Annotated in this window: 16 protein-coding genes and 1 pseudogene; 12 read left to right on the forward strand and 5 right to left on the reverse strand. The window is 46.4% G+C overall.

Annotated features, from left to right (window positions below; translation table 11 throughout):
- Positions 1 to 99: 99 nt before the first annotated feature.
- The 9 genes from NG792_RS20020 to NG792_RS20060 all read left to right on the forward strand — a co-directional run bounded on the left by NG792_RS20020 (position 100) and on the right by NG792_RS20060 (position 12,221).
- Entirely contained in the window at positions 100 to 399 is a 300-nt protein-coding gene (locus NG792_RS20020) for a 30S ribosomal protein PSRP-3 (protein WP_254567253.1), read from the forward strand.
- A gap of 175 nt (positions 400 to 574) precedes the next feature.
- A complete protein-coding gene (locus NG792_RS20025; RefSeq protein ID WP_261236555.1) occupies positions 575 to 1,294 on the forward strand; it encodes a Mo-dependent nitrogenase C-terminal domain-containing protein in 720 nt (239 codons plus the stop codon).
- Positions 1,295 to 1,385: 91 nt separating this feature from the next.
- Positions 1,386 to 2,426, forward strand: a complete 1,041-nt coding sequence (obgE, locus tag NG792_RS20030) for a GTPase ObgE (RefSeq protein ID WP_261200322.1) — start codon at positions 1,386 to 1,388, stop codon at positions 2,424 to 2,426.
- A 276-nt stretch (positions 2,427 to 2,702) separates the two neighbouring features.
- Positions 2,703 to 3,356: an ATP-dependent Clp protease proteolytic subunit gene (locus NG792_RS20035; RefSeq protein ID WP_261200323.1), complete on the forward strand. Its 654-nt coding sequence runs from the start codon at positions 2,703 to 2,705 to the stop codon at positions 3,354 to 3,356.
- Positions 3,357 to 3,433: 77 nt separating this feature from the next.
- Positions 3,434 to 4,027, forward strand: coding sequence for an ATP-dependent Clp protease proteolytic subunit (locus tag NG792_RS20040; RefSeq protein WP_261200324.1), 594 nt, complete (start codon positions 3,434 to 3,436; stop codon positions 4,025 to 4,027).
- A gap of 148 nt (positions 4,028 to 4,175) precedes the next feature.
- Entirely contained in the window at positions 4,176 to 4,790 is a 615-nt protein-coding gene (locus tag NG792_RS20045; RefSeq protein WP_261236556.1) for a J domain-containing protein, read from the forward strand.
- Positions 4,790 to 5,443, forward strand: a complete 654-nt coding sequence (locus NG792_RS20050) for a Uma2 family endonuclease (RefSeq protein WP_261236557.1) — start codon at positions 4,790 to 4,792, stop codon at positions 5,441 to 5,443. Before NG792_RS20045 ends, NG792_RS20050 begins: the two co-directional genes overlap by 1 nt.
- A 24-nt stretch (positions 5,444 to 5,467) precedes the next feature.
- Entirely contained in the window at positions 5,468 to 6,121 is a 654-nt protein-coding gene (locus NG792_RS20055; RefSeq protein WP_261236558.1) for a Uma2 family endonuclease, read from the forward strand.
- Between the two features lie 148 nt (positions 6,122 to 6,269).
- On the forward strand, positions 6,270 to 12,221 hold the full coding sequence (locus NG792_RS20060; RefSeq protein WP_261236559.1) for a WD40 repeat domain-containing protein: 5,952 nt from the start codon (positions 6,270 to 6,272) through the stop codon (positions 12,219 to 12,221).
- A gap of 217 nt (positions 12,222 to 12,438) precedes the next feature.
- On the opposite strand, the pseudogene NG792_RS20065 reads toward NG792_RS20060, so the two are convergent.
- The 4 genes and pseudogenes from NG792_RS20065 to NG792_RS20080 all read right to left on the reverse strand — a co-directional run.
- Positions 12,439 to 12,765: pseudogene (locus NG792_RS20065) on the reverse strand (DUF2887 domain-containing protein); the annotation flags it as partial.
- A gap of 65 nt (positions 12,766 to 12,830) precedes the next feature.
- Positions 12,831 to 13,049, reverse strand: a complete 219-nt coding sequence (locus NG792_RS20070) for a DUF2283 domain-containing protein (RefSeq protein WP_261200384.1) — start codon at positions 13,047 to 13,049, stop codon at positions 12,831 to 12,833.
- Entirely contained in the window at positions 13,040 to 13,360 is a 321-nt protein-coding gene (locus NG792_RS20075; RefSeq protein WP_261236560.1) for a DUF4258 domain-containing protein, read from the reverse strand. Before NG792_RS20075 ends, NG792_RS20070 begins: the two co-directional genes overlap by 10 nt.
- A 250-nt stretch (positions 13,361 to 13,610) precedes the next feature.
- Positions 13,611 to 14,189 carry a plasmid pRiA4b ORF-3 family protein gene (locus NG792_RS20080; RefSeq protein WP_261236561.1) on the reverse strand — a complete coding sequence of 193 codons (579 nt, stop codon included), beginning with the start codon at positions 14,187 to 14,189 and terminating at the stop codon, positions 13,611 to 13,613.
- A 124-nt stretch (positions 14,190 to 14,313) separates the two neighbouring features.
- Between NG792_RS20080 and NG792_RS20085 the strand changes: the two genes are divergently transcribed.
- From NG792_RS20085 to NG792_RS20095, 3 genes are all read left to right on the forward strand, one after another.
- Complete coding sequence (locus NG792_RS20085) at positions 14,314 to 14,574, forward strand: MoaD/ThiS family protein (protein WP_261200381.1); 261 nt, start codon at positions 14,314 to 14,316, stop codon at positions 14,572 to 14,574.
- A 261-nt stretch (positions 14,575 to 14,835) separates the two neighbouring features.
- Positions 14,836 to 16,155, forward strand: a complete 1,320-nt coding sequence (gene thrC, locus NG792_RS20090; protein ID WP_261236562.1) for a threonine synthase — start codon at positions 14,836 to 14,838, stop codon at positions 16,153 to 16,155.
- Positions 16,156 to 16,278: 123 nt separating this feature from the next.
- Positions 16,279 to 16,554, forward strand: a complete 276-nt coding sequence (locus tag NG792_RS20095) for a ubiquitin-like small modifier protein 1 (protein ID WP_261236563.1) — start codon at positions 16,279 to 16,281, stop codon at positions 16,552 to 16,554.
- A gap of 127 nt (positions 16,555 to 16,681) precedes the next feature.
- Here NG792_RS20095 and NG792_RS20100 read toward each other — a convergent pair whose 3' ends face one another.
- Positions 16,682 to 17,029, reverse strand: coding sequence for a hypothetical protein (locus NG792_RS20100; RefSeq protein WP_261200379.1), 348 nt, complete (start codon positions 17,027 to 17,029; stop codon positions 16,682 to 16,684).
- Positions 17,030 to 17,109 lie beyond the last annotated feature (80 nt).

Below are 17,109 nucleotides of genomic sequence, written 5' to 3' on the forward strand. Positions count from 1 at the left end.
CCTTTATTTTTCCAATCATCGCCCAAGTAGCCCAAATATGCGCTACAATAAAGCGTTGTACCATTACCAGAAGATTACACAAACCTCAAGGAGGTGTGATTGTCAAAGTTCATTTTAAAAGTTCTCTGGTTAGAGGACAACGTCGCGATCGCAGTTGATCAAGTTGTGGGTAAGGGAACCAGCCCTTTAACCCGTTACTTCTTCTGGCCTCGAAATGATGCCTGGGAAGAACTAAAAAATGAGTTAGAAGCGAAGCACTGGATCTCCGAAACTGACCGCGTAGAGTTGCTCAACAAAGCCACTGAAGTCATTAATTACTGGCAAGAAGAAGGCCGAAGGCAGCCCATGATGGAAGCTCAGTCCAAATTTCCGGAAGTGGCCTTTACAGGTAGCAGCTGAAGCCCTGAGTTATCAAACCTTCACAGCAGCGGATATCTCTAAAAAGATATCCGCTGATTGTTTTTGATCAACGCTAGTGATCAAAATCACCCGAGATGGGCTAAAGAATCAACCCCATCGGAAAAAGAGCAGTTACCATAGAATTGAGCACTTACACTCCACAGGTTGACAGTTTATGACTGGTGTTGTTCAATCTCCTCTCAATGCCGAGCAAGTTTATGTCTGGCTGAGGGGACTATTAACGATTGCCTGGGCAGATGGTCACTTCGACCAAGAAGAACAAGACTTAATTGCGGAACTGACTCAGGAAGAAGTAGCGCCCTGCCTTAACTTGGGTCAACTCGAACCCATCAAACCCCAAGATTTAGCGGCGGTTTTAGGCAACGAACCCATCATTGCCGAAAACTTCTTAAGAACGGCGGTCATGGTGGCCATAGCTGATGGAGTTTATTCCGTCACTGAAGAGGAAAAATTATATGAGTTTTGCCACGCACTAGGACAAAACTCTAAAGTTTTAGAAGCCCTCCGCCATACCCTCTGGGATGGAAGAAATTCTCAATTCAACCCTTCCGAGGCGACTACCTCCGGTCACGGGGAAGGGGCAGTCGGTCTGCACCCGGGTCACAAACATCAAGGGGATGTCCTCTCCCCAGTGCGCCATTGGCTCGATGATCTGGAAATCCATGACCCCCGACTGGCTAGATTTCTGTGCAAAATGATTCCACCGCAATGCCCATTTGAACGAGATATTCATCTATTCGGCAATAAGGTGGTCCATATTCCCCCCCTGTGCCATATCAATCCGCTTTATGAGCAAATGGTGGGTTTACGCTTCCGCGCTTTATCCTACTTAGCGGATGAGTGCGGGGAAGATGTCACCCCGTATTGCCAATAATCCCGACCACTCGCTAATGACTCCAGAGTCCTTTGTTGAGGGGTTCAGGGTGTAGAACGAACTTACTTTTGACAAAGGACCAAGGACAATCATGCAATTTATCGATCGCGTAGAAATAGAAGTGGCTGGTGGCAAGGGTGGCGATGGCATCGTCGCTTTCCGCCGGGAAAAATATGTCCCGGCGGGTGGCCCCGCTGGAGGCAATGGCGGTAAGGGCGGTTCTGTGATTCTTAAGGCAGTAGAACACCTGCAAACCCTGTTAGATTTTAGATACAACCGCCGAATTGAAGGAGAAAACGGACAACGAGGCGGCCCTAACAATCGTACTGGGGCTTCTGGCGGCGATCGCATCGTTCAGGTCCCCGTCGGTACAATGGTTTATGACGCCAATACCGAAGAAGTCATCGGGGACTTGATCGAACCTGAACAAACCCTCGTTGTTGCAGCAGGAGGAAAAGGCGGACTCGGAAACAAACATTTCCTCAGCAACAGCAACCGTGCTCCCGAATATGCCTTACCGGGACTTGATGGAGAAGAGCGTTTTTTACGTCTCGAACTGAAACTGTTAGCTGAAGTCGGCATTGTCGGTAAACCTAATGCAGGCAAATCTACCCTAATCTCCGCCCTGTCTGCTTCCCGTCCGAAAATTGCCGATTATCCCTTCACGACTTTAGTGCCTAACTTAGGAGTTGTCAGAAAACCTAGTGGAGATGGCACGGTGTTCGCCGATATTCCCGGATTAATTGAAGGGGCGCATCTGGGGGCAGGTTTGGGTCATGAGTTCTTACGCCATATCGAACGCACTCGGGTGTTGTTGCATCTGGTGGATATTACTGCACCGGATCCGATTGAAGACTATGAGATGATTCAGCAGGAGTTGGCTGCTTATGGGCGGGATTTGCTGAATCGCCCCCAAATTGTGGCGTTAAATAAGATGGATGCGAGCGATCGCACTGAAGAAGAAATCGAGGCGATCGCCACTCGCTTAAGTGAACTTTCCCAGTCCACCACCCCCATCTTTCAAATCTCCGGAGTCTCCAGACAGGGACTCGACCCCCTCCTCCAAGAAATCTGGACCACCATCGATCGCCTCAAAGAAGAACGCGATCTCATTCACAATCTCAGTTTGTAGTAACAACTTCCGTCGTTCACCCAATGGTAGAGACGCCCCTTTCGCGTCTCTACCATCATTTTCGGCTATTTAACCTCCCCACTTGCTGAGGCGATCGCAATTCCCAAGGGCTTCACCCCACAGACCCCAGCCCCCACCCCAAAGCCCCGGCCCCTACTCCGAACCTCCCCACTCGTAAAATTACGAATCAATAATCGAGAATCTACCCCCGCGCCCCGTCCAGCAACACGCTACTATTGATAGAGAAACCGCCATGAATTCGAGCTGAAACTTGACATGAACTCACCCATACAGGCAGTTCAATCTCCCTACTACGGAGATGGATATCAACGGACACCCCCCCCAGATTTACCGTCCTTGTTGCTCAAGGAACGGATTGTCTATCTGGGGATGCCCCTAGTGCCGCAGGTTACTGAACTCATCATCTCTGAACTGCTGTATTTGCAGTATGATGACCCAGAAAAACCAATCAACATCTATATCAACTCCACCGGCACCTCAAACGAAAGCGGCCAACCCGTAGCCTTTGAAACCGAAGCCTTTGCCATCTGCGACACCATCAAATACATCAAGCCGCCAGTCAACACCATCTGTATCGGCATGGCAGTGGGAATGTCAGCGATGCTCCTCTCGGCGGGGACCAAAGGATGCCGCACCAGTTTACCCAATGCCACAATCGTGCTGCATCAACCCAAGAGTTATACTCGGGGTCAAGCCTCAGATATTCAAATTCGAGCCAAGGAAGTTCTGGCCAATCGCCAGACCATGATCGATATCCTCGCCGAAAATACGGGTCAGCCCCACGAGAAGATTATCAAAGATATGGATCGGGTGTTCTATCTCAACCCGCACGAAGCGGTAGAATACGGACTCATCGATCGCGTCTTGGAAGCCAAAGACTTAGCCCATCCTATACCCGCCATTGTCTAATCCCTTGAGAGTTTAGATTTTGAGAACTCTAAACTCTCACCGCTTAACTCTCATATCTAACATCGGAGTCTCACATTATGCCTATCGGTTACCCAAAAGTTCCTTATCGTCTGCCGGGAGATTCTTATACACAGTGGATTGATTTAGAAACCCGGTTGTATCAAGAACGTATTATTTTCCTGGGTAGCGAAGTCGAGGACCAACTGGCAAATAAAATAATTGCCATCATGCTTTATCTTGATTCTGAGGAAGCAGGCAAAGATATCATTCTCTATATCAACTCTCCCGGAGGTTCCGTCACTGCTGGTATGGCAATTTATGATACCATGCAGCACATTAAATCCGATGTGGTCACGATTTGCGTGGGTCTAGCGGCGTCAATGGGTTCCTTCCTCTTAGCTGCTGGAGCACCGGGGAAACGGTTGGCACTCCCCCACTCCCGGATCATGATCCATCAACCCTCTGGGGGTGTCAGGGGTCAAGCCTCGGATATTGAAATCGAAGCGAGGGAAATCGTGCGAATTCGCCGCCAGCTTAACCAAATTTACGCTAATCGCACTCATCAAAACCTGGAAAAAATTGAAAAAGACATGGACCGTGACTTTTTCATGTCCGCACAGGAAGCCAAAGACTATGGCCTCATCGATCGCGTGATTGAAGAACGTCCTTAACGGCAAGGGTAGGGATTTTCTGGGGGGACAAGGGTAAAATTTTATCCTTGTCCCCTTATCCTTACTCCAGATTGGGTAATATCCTGACTATCCTAAACTTGTGGAAAAATGGCAGAATTTCTATCCCACTGTGCCATTTTTAATCAGAATGACTATCGAAGAATGCTATAGCGTATTAGGTCTGAAAGTAGGTGCGACCCTAGAAGAGGTCAAGACGTCGTACCGCGTATTGGCGCGGCAATATCATCCGGATGTTAATCCCGGGGACGCGCGATCGCATGACAGATTTATCCAGCTTAATCAAGCCTATCACCGCTTGCTAGAAATTGCCCCACCTGCGGCCCAAGTTAGGCAACCCAGCACACCCCCACCATCACCAACCCCCGTCACTGCGCCAGAAACCACCGTCAAGACACGCGTCACTCCCAAAGAACCTGAGTTTCGGAACAATCCCAGGTTAACGGACCTGGAACAACTCCTCAAACAGCGAGGGTATTTACAATTACAGGGATTTTTGAAAGCACAACGCTTTCCCCGTGCGGTCGCATTAGTCGATGCACTCGCACAAAGACTACCCCAGGACCCGGAAGTGCGACAATGGCAGGCGATCGCCTATCAACGCTGGGGACGCCATGCGATCGCCGCCGGAGATCTAGATAAAGCTAGAATATACTTAAAAAAAGCCCTCCGCATCGATCCACATAATCGATCGCTGTGGATAGAAGTCGAACGAGATTTTCGTCGTTTGGAGCAAATTTTCTAATGATTACCACCCCCAAAACCAAAGCACCCACCGCAGGTAGAGTCTTACTCCAGAATATTAGCTGGGAGACTTACGAACGCTTATTAAATGAAATGGGAGATCAGCGCAATATTCGCCTACATTATGACCGAGGATTATTAGAAATCATGACTCCATTATTAGAACATGAGAACCCCAAGCGAATATTGGAGAAATTCGTAGATGCGTTAGCGGATGTTCTCAATATCGAAATTTTGAGTGCCGGTTCAACTACCCTCAATCGGCCAGATTTAGCTCGCGGTTCAGAACCAGATTCAGGCTTTTATATCCAAAATGAACAACAGATAAAAGGCAAACGCACCATCAACCTAGAAACCGACCCCCCACCGGATTTAGTTATCGAAATCGATGTCACCAGCAGTTCCATTGACCGAGAAGGGATTTATGCGGCAATGGGAGTACCAGAAATCTGGCGATGCGATCGGGGTGAGGTCAAGTTTTTACAATTGCGATCGGGCAACTATGTAGAAACTGAGCATTCTCTCGCTTTTCCAGTATTACCCGTTACCGAAGTCGCCAAGTTTTTAGAACAAAGCCAAACCGTAGGGGAAACTACCTTATTAAAAGCCTTTCGTGCTTGGGTGAGAGAGCAAATTAAAGCAGAACCTCAGTAAGCGATCGTTGGAGAAAATTTTATCATGATTACTACCCCTAAAACCAAACCCCTCACCCCGGGCAGAATTTTACTCCAGAATATTAGCTGGGAGACTTACGAACGCTTATTAAATGAAATGGGAGATCATCGCAACACTCGCCTAAATTATGACCGAGGATTATTAGAAATCATGACCCCATTATTAGAACATGAACAACCGAACCGACTTTTAGCAAGAGTAGTTCAGGCAATCGCCGAACAACTAAACGTAGAAATTTTGAGTGCTGGTTCTACGACTTTGAACAGACTTGATTTAGAAAAAGGGTCTGAACCCGACTCTAGTTTTTATATTAAAAATGAAAGGTTAATCCGAGGCAAGCGCACCATCGACCTAAAAACTGATCCACCACCTGACTTGGTAATCGAAGTGGATGTCACCAGCAGTTCCATTGACCGAGAAGGGATTTATGCGGCAATGGGAGTACCGGAAATCTGGAGATGCGATCGCGGTGAGGTCAAGTTTTTACAATTGCGATCGGGCAACTATGTAGAAACTGAGCATTCTCTAGCCTTTCCCGTATTACCCGTTACCGAAGTGGCCAAGTTTTTAGAACAAAGCCAAACCCTAGGAGAAACAACGTTATTAAAAGCCTTTCGCGCTTGGGTGAAAGAGCAAATTCAATCAGAAAACTCTTAGAAAAAAGGCTCGCTTCTATCCCCCATTATAGGGCAACCGAACACTTCTAAACATGGCGGCATTGAGTATTATATTTGGATTATTCGTTTTTTCTTGACGTACTGGCTCAATTCATGCAAAAATAAAAGGTAGTGTCCGGTATCAGGCCATGACTCAACCTTCTAATCAGCCCCCAGATAGCGATAAAACAGGTTTTAGACAAAATCCTACTCCAGCCGAACTCGATCGCGGGAAATATTTAGAAAACATTAAGAAATCTTGGGAAAGCGCTCAAGTTGAGGAAAGAGTCGCCGGACTGATACAATCGCTACAATTTGGGACGGAGGGATTAGACTTATTTATCCAGCAAGCGTTGCAAGATGATTCAGAACAGGTAAAGCAAGCAGCTTATTGGGTGCTTCATGGCCATCACCCTTATCTTGCTTATCCGGATGAGCGACACCCTACAGAATTTGCTTTTCCAACAGATACGATTTCATCACTGGCGTCTGGTTCTGTTAGTCTTAATCGTAAAATTTTGGCCGGTGGAAGTTGGAAAATTATCCGAATTTGGGACTTAAAAACCGGCCATAAATTGCGGACTCTTGAGGGACATTCTGATTGGGTTTTGTCTGTTGCGTTTAGTCCAAATGGCAAGATTATCGCCAGTAGTAGTGCCGATCGCACGATTAATCTGTGGCAGGCAGAAACCGACGAACTCCTACATACTCTCCAAGGTCATTCAAGCTGGGTGAATGCTGTTGCCATCACGCCAGATGGGAAAACCCTGGTGAGCGCAAGTGCCGATCGCACCCTCAAGTTATGGAATGTAACAACCGGCGAATTGATTCGCACCCTTGAAGGACATTCTGGCAGTGTAATGTCCCTGGCAATCAGTCCTGATGGAAAAATTATAGCCAGTGGGAGTGCAGACAAAACGATTAAGTTATGGTATGTGAATGGGAGTGAGGCGATCGCCTCTTGGGAAGGCCATTCAGACTGGGTACAGGCAGTGGCGATCGCTCCCAATGGCAAAACGTTCGTCAGTGGCAGTCGAGATGGCGAAATCCGCATTTGGAACGCTGATGAAACTCCCCAAACGGTTAATTCCGGAAGCGAGGAAATCATTTCTTCTATGAATTTGAGTGAATCGGGAATTCATCCAATATTGTGGGGGTTGGTAATTAAATTTCTTTCCGTATTTGGACTCTCTCCTGTTGTCGCACTCCTAGTTAAGGGGATTAATTCAGAAAAGAACTTAAAATCCAAGTTTGCTAAATTCAAGTGTAGCGAAGTTATCCAGGGTCAAACCCTTAATATTCATGGATTAGTTGTTTTGGGTAATCAACCCGAAGTCATTTGGAGTGGAGAAGGCGATTTCATTCAGGGATGGAATTTTGACCTTCAGAAATTGACCACAGATTCAGATGCCTTTGTGGGGACTATGGGAATCGTTCCGAATCCCAAACGCCTGATTACTGGCGGTAATGATTGGGTGAAACTGTGGGATTTAACCACCGGACAACAGCTTCATCAGTTTGAGGGTCGTTCCAGACCTCAGTTAAAAAAATGGGAAATTTTTGGACTCTCACAAAGGGTAATTTACTGCGGGACTCAGTACCACTTTAAAGCGAAAGGAATTGACCAATACGGTCAAGATTTTCCTCTTAATCAAGTGACTTGGACAGCAACAGGTGGCACAATTGAGGACAACGGAAATTTTAACGCCGGACAAGAGAGCGGTGAGTTTAACGTCAAGGCTACCATAGGAAACAAGAGCAAAGAAGTCTCTGTCATCCTTCGCAAACTAGCCACTATAAAAATTTCACCGAATTTTCTTGAGATTACACCGGACCAACATCCAGAATTTACCATTGAGGGTTTCGATCAGGATAACAATAAAATACCAACAGGACCGATAAACTGGAGTGTATCCAGTGGTAGGATGGACGAGAATCGGTTTATCCCCGACCCCAATGCTAAGGGGAAAATTACTGTAACTGCCACGGCCACCCAAACAAATATTGAGCGATCGGTCGATGTCATCGTGCGTTCCGTCTTGAGAGGCATTGAAATTCACCCTCAGCAGTGCACCCTAGAACCTAACCAACCCCAGGAATTCGAGATTAAGGGCTTCGATCAAGCCAATGAAGAGATAGAGATAAATCTAAACCAAATTATCTGGCAGAATAACGGTGGCAGGATAGAGGGACAGAAGACTTTCATCGCCGGTCACAATGAAAAAGGTTCTTTTCAGGTAACTGCCCACATAGAACAATACAGAGCGACTGCGGATGTTACCATCATTCCAGTATTGAGAACATTAACCATTTGCCCTAAGGAAGTCCGACTTGAACCTTACCAACCTTATACATTCAAAGTCACCGGATTAGACCAGCATCAGCAGGAAATAATCGACCTACCAGAGGTGCAGTGGAAAGCAACGGACGGAAGTATCGAAAAGCAAGGCCCTAATGAATGTAAATTTACCGCTGGCGAGAATGGCGGAAATATGAAAATCACCGCAACAGCAAGAGATTGTAGTGATAATGCCCTTATTTCTGTTTGCAAGCTTGAGCGATTAAGACTAGAAGCTTCCCCCACAACTGTAGAGTTTGGCAAGCCGGTAAACTTGACATTACAAGGATTTGATAACTTTGGACATCCAATAGAACTGAAACAAATCGATTGGGACAGTGAAGGCAGAGGGAGGATTGATGAGCATAATCAAATCTTTTACGCCGATCACGTCGAAACACAAGTTACCATTACCGCTAGAGTAAAAGGTGTTCCAGCTTTTACCACAATTAACGTAATTGAACCACCCCGATTAACAAATCTGGTGATTTCACCGTCTTCAGGTTATCAGATTACACCCGATGATCAGCCCTGCTTTACAGTTGAGGGTTTAGATCAGCGTGAAAATCCTATAGCAACAGGACCGATAAACTGGAGTGTATCCAGTGGTAGGATGGACGAGAATCGGTTTATCCCCGACCCCAATGCTAAGGGGAAAATTACTGTAACTGCCACTGCCACTCAAATAAATATTGAGCGATCGGTTGATGTAATCGTGCGTTCCGTCTTGAGACGCCTTGAAATTCACCCTCAGATCTGTACCCTAGAACCTAACCAAAGCCAGGAATTCGAGATTCTAGGCTTCGATCAAGCCAATGAATCGATAGAGATAGATTGGGACAAAATTAGCTGGCAGAAAAACGTTGGCAGGATAGAGGGACACAAGACGTTCATCGCAGGTCACGATGAAAAAGGATCTTTCTACGTCACGGCCACATTAGAACAATACACGGCCACTGGGGTAGAACAATACAGTGCTACTGCTCATGTGACCATCGTTGGAGTATGGCGAAGATTAACTATTTTCCCTGAGCAGGTCCGGCTGGAACCTTACGAATCTTGTACGTTCCAAGTCAAGGGATTGGACCAGCATCAGCAAGAAATCATCCCTTTACCAGAGGTGCGGTGGGAAGCAACGGACGGAAGTATCTACAAGCAAGGCAATAATGAATGTAAATTTACCCCTGGCGAAAATGGCGGAGAAGTTATAGTCACTGCAAGAGGGAGAGATTGTCAGGTTGAGGCTGTTGTTTTTGTTGAAAAACTTGAGAAATTAATATTAACAGCGTCCCTGACAACTGTAGAGTTTGGCAATTCCGTCAAGTTGACCGTCAGAGGCTTGGATAACTTTAACAATCCAAGAGAACCGAGACAAATCGATTGGGCAGTTAAAGGCGGGGGTAAGCTTGATAAACCTAATCGAATCTTTTACGCGGGTCACGTCGAAGAAGCAGTTACCATTACAGCTAGAGAAAAAGGGGTTTCAGACTCTATCACAATTAACGTAATTGAACCACCGCGATTAACAAACCTGGTGATTTCACCATCTTCAGGCTATCAGATTACACCCGATGACCGGCCATGCTTTACAGTTGAGGGTTTAGATCAGCGCGGTGAAGAAATCGAGATAGGACCTGTGGAATGGAGTTGCACCGGCTGTAGTATGCAAGGGAATATGTTTATCCCTGACTCCAAGGCTAAGGGTACCTATACAGTGACAGTCACTGAAACCCAAGCCAAGCGCACCGAATCGGTCGAGGTGACTGTGGTTTCTGTCTTGAAAAGACTGGAAATTCATCCGCACCATTCAATTTCTGTCGAACCTCAAGAAGAAAAAGCATTTACGGTTAAGGGATTTGACCAGACTGGAGCGCCAATTGAACTTCAAAGTATTAAATGGGAATGTAGCCAAGGCGGAAAAATTGACCGAAACGGTGTTTTCATTGGAAATTATAAAAAACGAGAAGTAGAGATTAAGGCAACGGGAACCTGCGGGAGAAGAACCCTGACTGAATCCGTGCAAGTAACCTTGCTTCCCGTGTTAAAAACTTTAGAAATACAGCCTCAATCACCGATACAACTGAAACCCGAGGAAATTTATCTTTTTACGGTGAAGGGGTTTGACCAGTATGGAGATGAGATAGAGACGGGAAAAATAGACTGGGATTCGACAGGTGGCGAGATTGATGAACATGGCAAATTCACAGCCGATCATGATGCCAAGGGAAAATTTTTAGTAACTGCTACTGTCACCCGAGAAACCAAATCGCAGCAGCGGTTAAAGATAGCGAGGTTGGGTTTATATCTGATAGTTATATCTTGGTTGCTCTCTTTAGATTGGGTGCAAGATTTAGTAGGGGAGGAATTTATAACCCAAGAGAATGACCCGAATCCTGACCCGGAACTACTTATTGCCACTGACCTCAATCTTTGGGTGCAACAGTGGTTTGTTAAACAAATAGCTCGTTTACTATCTTGGATTTTGAGGGGAGTAGCTCAGATTTGTCTTAATCAGGGAATTGAAATCATTACTGATTCAGTCGAAGTGACTGTAATTCCTGTTTTAAGAGAATTCAAGCTCAACCCAGAATCCGTAATCCTCCAACCCGGGCAAAAACAAATTTTTACAGTCATCGGGTTAGATCAGCAGATTAACGAGATAGAGATAGAAATAGAGACTAACGTTAAGTGGAAATCTTCCTCCGGTGGCAGCATTGAAAATGGTAGTTTCACTGCTGGGGACACCCCATGCGAAGTGGAAGTTACTGCACTACTTAACGAAGAAATCTGTCTTTCTAGTAAGGTTACCATTGAGGCAAAAAATTATCAGGGAAAACTCGGGTTTCGCCCGGTAATTCCATGTCTGACCCCCGCAGGCGGGCTATTGTTGCGGACCCCCACCGGGCATAGTAACTCGGTAAATGCAGTCGCTATTACCCCGGACGGCAAACGAGCGGTTTCCGCATCCTTGGATAAGACCCTGAAACTGTGGGATTTGGCGACGGGAGAGGAACTGGCAACCTTCTCTGGGCATAGTAACTGGGTAGAAGCAGTCACCATCACCCCAGACGGCAAACAAGCGGTTTCCGCATCCCGGGATAACACCCTGAAACTGTGGAATTTGCCAAGGGGAGAGGAAGTGGCTACCCTTACTGGGCATGGTAACTCGGTAAATGCAGTCGCCATCACCCCGGACGGTAAACAAGCGGTTTCCGCATCCGGGGATAACACTCTGAAACTTTGGGATTTAACAACGGGAGAGAAAGTGGCGACCCTCACCGGCCATAGTAACTGGGTAAATGCAGTCGCCATTACCCCGGACGGCAAACAAGCGGTTTCCGCATCAAGGGATAACACCCTGAAACTGTGGGATTTGGTAACGGGAGAGGAAGTGGCGACCCTCACGGGCCATAGTAACTGGGTAACCGCCGTCGTCATCACTCCCGAGGGCAAACAAGTCGTTTCTGCATCCAAGGATGGAACCGTGAAGCTATGGGATTTGGACACCGGGTCCTCGGTGGTCACCCTCACCGGGCATGGTTCGGGGGTAACCGCAGTCGCCATCACTCCCGACGGCCAACAAGTGGTTTCCGCATCCTGGGATAGGACCCTAAAACTCTGGGATTTGGCAACAGGAGAGGTGGTAGCGAGTTTTAGTGGCGTGAGTAAATTCCGTTCCTGTGCCGTTGCACCGGATGGAGTGACAGTGGTGGCGGGTGAAGAGTCGGGACAGGTACTTTTTTTGCGGTTGGAGGGGGTGTGAGAAACGGGGTGATTATGCACCCTCACTCAAGATTTAATATTCTCAATCTGGGTCCATTAAAGTTTTCCAGTCACTCAGGCTCCTGATAAAAATTAGATTACCCTGAACATTCAGTTTTTGGAGTGCCCGGGCAGAATCATTGCATCAGGATTCGGGTCCCCGTCAATGGCGAAGACCCGTACACTTGTGAACAACTGATTGTTGCCTCGGAATTCCATTAAGTTGAGGATTTTCCTTCAGAATCGGGGATGTTTTGCTGAACTGTTTCTAACGGTAAGTCTAAAATATTGGCAATGTCTTCCAGGCTAATTCCTTTCTGAATCATTTTCGGAATCGATTCAATCTTGCCTTCGCTAAAGGCTTCTTGATAGACTTGGGTTTGTCTTAACTCACTCAATCCCAGCATAGCTTCAATTTCCTCCCAGCTTTTTTGCGGTAATTTGTAGACAATGATGGTTTCTATTAACTCGATAAACTGCCGTCGCACCTCGTCCGAGGTGATTTGAGATTCAGAGCGCGCAATTAATTGTTTCGCTCTTTCTGTTGCTGCACTTGTGGGGGGTGAGAAACCGGGTTTGTTTCATAAATCTCCGTCAGGGATAGACTCCCTCAACCCTGGACTTTTCCTACTAACTCTGCAATCAGTGGTTTTTCAGTTGATAAATGACTTACCTGCATCACAGAAAATCCTAGAATATTCCCCTCTTCATCTACCCGTTCCATAATGCAATCGTTATCCGTTTCTCGCATATAACCGGCTTTATCGGAAAAAATAACTTCTAAAAAATCAGCTTCTTTATCATACCAAATCCTCAAATTTAGGGCCATACTTGTTCTCCTTTCTTCTGTTTGTCCGTTAAATAAGCTGTAACAATAAAAGCGTCTGCTTCTGTATATTTTACCACTACACACAGCCACTTGTCCCCGACCTTCGTTCCTAGATAGTAGCGGTAGTTTAACCAAGCATTTTCATCGTTCCGCGATTTCCGAACGGCTTCGGGGTTTCGTAAGGTTACGGCGATCTCTTTTTCCATATTCGCCATTTCCGGATGCAGTAAAATGTGGGCCAAGCGTTCATCAGTTAGCCGTACCTCACGCCCCTGATAGTCGGTTAATCTCTCCATAAGCAGTGAACTCACGCTAGTTAACGACTTCCCTCTCCTTTGACTCTCGTCAAATTTTCTTATACCCGGCGAAATAGTTAAGTGGACGGGAGACTCAACCTCCGAGTTTAATCTGTTAGTAGAGCATTATTAAGTAGATAAGATGAGAAACCGGGTTTCTGACTTGAATCGATTGGTAATTACTCGATATTGTTTCAAAAACCCCGGTTTCTGGTCCTGCTTCTTCAACCCTGTAACAATTTCTTAGCTGGGGAGACGATTCAGGTTATTTGAAATATTGCTCGAACTGGGCGTTTATCTGCTCCAGATTGACTTCTTCGGGGTCAAAAGAACCCCCTACCCAGTCGAGCATTTCTTCATGGTCCGGATGGTTTTTATCTTGGACTGCTTCTAGGAAATCTGGATATCCCCAAGGACCGCCACAGTCGTCAGGGGGACAGGCTCTTTTGGCTTTGATGCAGATTGGATAGGTGGCATCCGGATCCGGTGGCAGGACTTTCTCGACGAGGATTTGATGCTCCCAGGAGTCGCCGAAGTCGTAAAGGTATGAGAATTTAAACTTTTCTCCGGGGATGATTTTGCTCAGTTTGACCCGGGTTTCATTTTTGATTTTCATGTCACTAAAGCCGAAATCATCATCCATTGGCATTCCATACTCTTCCCCGTCAATGTTAAATGAATGGAGATGGCAATTACCCCAACCCATTGCGACTTGAATCACTTCATGTAAATCTGCCAGGGTGTAATCGCTGCTTACTTGCAATCGCCGCCAAATTGGGGGTTTGATGTCGCTGAGGGTGATTTTCAGTTGATAGATGTATTGAGGTTTTTTTCGAGTTGGCATTTTAAATAGGCGATAAACATCAGGAGTCTAAAAACTCTTAGGTTTCATGATCATAAGTGAATTGAGTCACTTTAACAAGTTCAGGGTATTTTATTAGAGTTAGCCCTCTTGTGTTTTTTTTACCATGTCTGAACCAACGATCGCCGTTACGGTAAAACTATTTGCTGCTTATCAAGAAGCTTATGGCGTTCCTGAGTTAGTGCTGGAATTTCCTCCGGGGACTCCGGTGGTGGCAGTGCGCGATCGCCTGATTGCTGAACACCCGGAACTCGACTGCTGGCGCGATATCACCCGCTTTGGAATTAATCTCGATTTCGTTGACCCCCAGACTCCCTTACAAGCTGGGGATGAAGTGGTGTTGATTCCGCCGGTAAGTGGGGGGTGATGGTCATTTGTCCTTGGTCATTTGTCCTTGGGAGAGTTTTAGAACTCAAGGACAAGAAACCGGGTTTCTAGCCCAGATTTGTTGCTGATTGCTAGAGATTTTGTGAAGAAACCCGGTTTCTAACCAATGACCCATGACAAATCCCGACAAAAAAAGTCGGGATTGGTTGACGAGTATTTTTCTCTGTGTTAGTATCGTCCCAACAGATGAGGGAAGGTGACTTCCAAGCCCCTATTTATAGAGAGTCCAGAGGTTTGAACCATGATCCAGGCGACAGAATTGCACAACCATAGTCATGACACCCCGCTTAAGGGGGCCACGTTTGAGCAACTGAAATGTAAAGAATGTGGTGCGGAGTACGAAACTAAGGCGATTCATGTCTGTGAATTGTGTTTTGGACCCCTGGAAGTTAAATATAATTATGATGAAATTCGCCGTCAGGTGACTCGGGAATCGATTCAGGCGGGTCCTAATTCGATTTGGCGTTATCGTCCCTTTTTGCCGGTGATGACAGATAACCCAATTGATGTGGGAACGGGGATGACTCCTTTGGTGAAGTCAAACCGTTTGGCGCGTCGTCTGGGGATGAAAAATCTTTATATTAAAAATGATGCAGTGAATATGCCGACCCTTAGCTTTAAGGATCGGGTGGTTTCGGTGGCGTTGACTCGGGCGAAGGAACTTGGGTTTACGACGGTTTCCTGTGCAAGTACCGGGAATTTGGCGAACTCTACGGCTGCGATCGCCGCTTATGCGGGCTTAGATTGTTGTGTGTTTATTCCCTCGGATTTGGAAGCTGGCAAGGTGTTGGGAACCCTCATCTATAATCCCACCCTGATGTCTGTTAAAGGGAATTATGACCAAGTAAACCGCCTCTGTTCGGAAGTCGCCAATACTCATGGATGGGGTTTTGTTAATATTAACCTCCGTCCTTATTATTCTGAAGGGTCTAAAACCCTGGCTTATGAAGTAGCAGAACAATTGGGTTGGCAATTGCCCGATCGCATTGTTGCGCCGTTAGCCTCTGGTTCTCTGTTTACGAAGATTTATAAAGGATTTCAAGAGTTTATTCAAGTCGGATTGGTTGACGAGAAAGCGGTCCGGTTTACAGGTGCACAGGCGGAGGGTTGTTCCCCGATCGCCGCTGCTTTCCACGAAGGACGGGATTTTATTAAGCCAGTTAAACCGAATACCGTAGCGAAATCCATTGCGATCGGGAATCCTGCTGATGGAGTTTATGCCTTAGAAATTGCTCACAAAACCAATGGCAATATCGAATCTGTTAGCGATGCAGAAATCATTGAAGGGATGAAGCTGCTGGCAGAAACCGAAGGAATATTTACCGAAACCGCTGGCGGGACTACGATCGCTGTTTTGAAGAAATCCCTAGAAGCCGGAAAAATTGACCCGGATGAAACAACGGTGGTTTATATTACTGGGAATGGCTTAAAAACCCAGGAAGCGGTTCAGGGTTACATCGGTGAACCCCTGACCATTGAGCCGAAATTAGAGAGTTTTGAGCGGGCATTAGAGCGTTCTCGCACCCTCGATCGCCTAGAATGGCAGCAAGTTTTAGTTTAACATGGGTTTGATGTTGTGGGAATGGGGGATGAACATCCGGAAACGACTGAAGTCGTTACTACGAACAGTCTCCCCCATCTCCCCCATCTCCCCCATCTCCCCTATCCTCTCTACTTACGAACTATGTCCGTTAAAGTTTTAATCCCGACTCCTCTCCAGAAGTTTACCAATGATAAGGCTACTGTTGATTGCAGTGGTAGTAATGTTGCGGAATTGTTAGACTCCCTAGAGGCTAACTGTCCCGGTATTAAAGAGCGTCTTTGTGATGAAAAAGGACAACTTCGCCGCTTTTTGAATGTCTATGTTAATGAAGAAGATATCCGCTTTTTAGAGGGGACTGATACGCCTCTCAATGAAGGGGATGAAGTCAGCATTGTCCCCGCTGTTGCCGGTGGTTAATACCAAATCTGGTTGTAACAATTCGGTTTTCTCTATATAGCCCGCGCAGGCGGGCTTTGTCTGTATAGCCCCACCCTTTAGGGTGCGGGTTTTTATTGGCGGGGTTGTGAAACCCCCGCCGGTTACCCTAAATTTCTCCCTGAATTCGATTTACCCAATCCCAGGCATTATCTATTGTTAAAACTATCCGCTTAAAGGGTTCATCTCGTAACTCTACAGTGAGATAATCTTTTCCGGGGGTAGCATACCAAAACTCTTTTCCTTCAGAATTGTAGTAGGTTCCAGCTTTAATCACACCGGGTAAAAACGTTCCCGGTGCGCGCACTTGGGCCCAATTACTTGTGGGTTCAGCAGGGGAAACCTGGACAATATGACTGAGGGGAATTGTCAAAATTTTCTTAAAGCTGAATGACCAGAATTGCTCCCAAAAATTTAATTCAACTTGTAATGTATCGTCCGTTAAATTGAGTTTCATACGGTTACCGCCTGAAAATAATTAAAGGAGTCGGAGGATAAAGGGGCATCAGCAAAGTAACTGATTGCTTTCAGGCATCC

It is taken from the genome of Laspinema olomoucense D3b, assembly GCF_025370785.1.
Lineage (GTDB): Bacteria > Cyanobacteriota > Cyanobacteriia > Cyanobacteriales > Laspinemataceae > Laspinema > Laspinema olomoucense.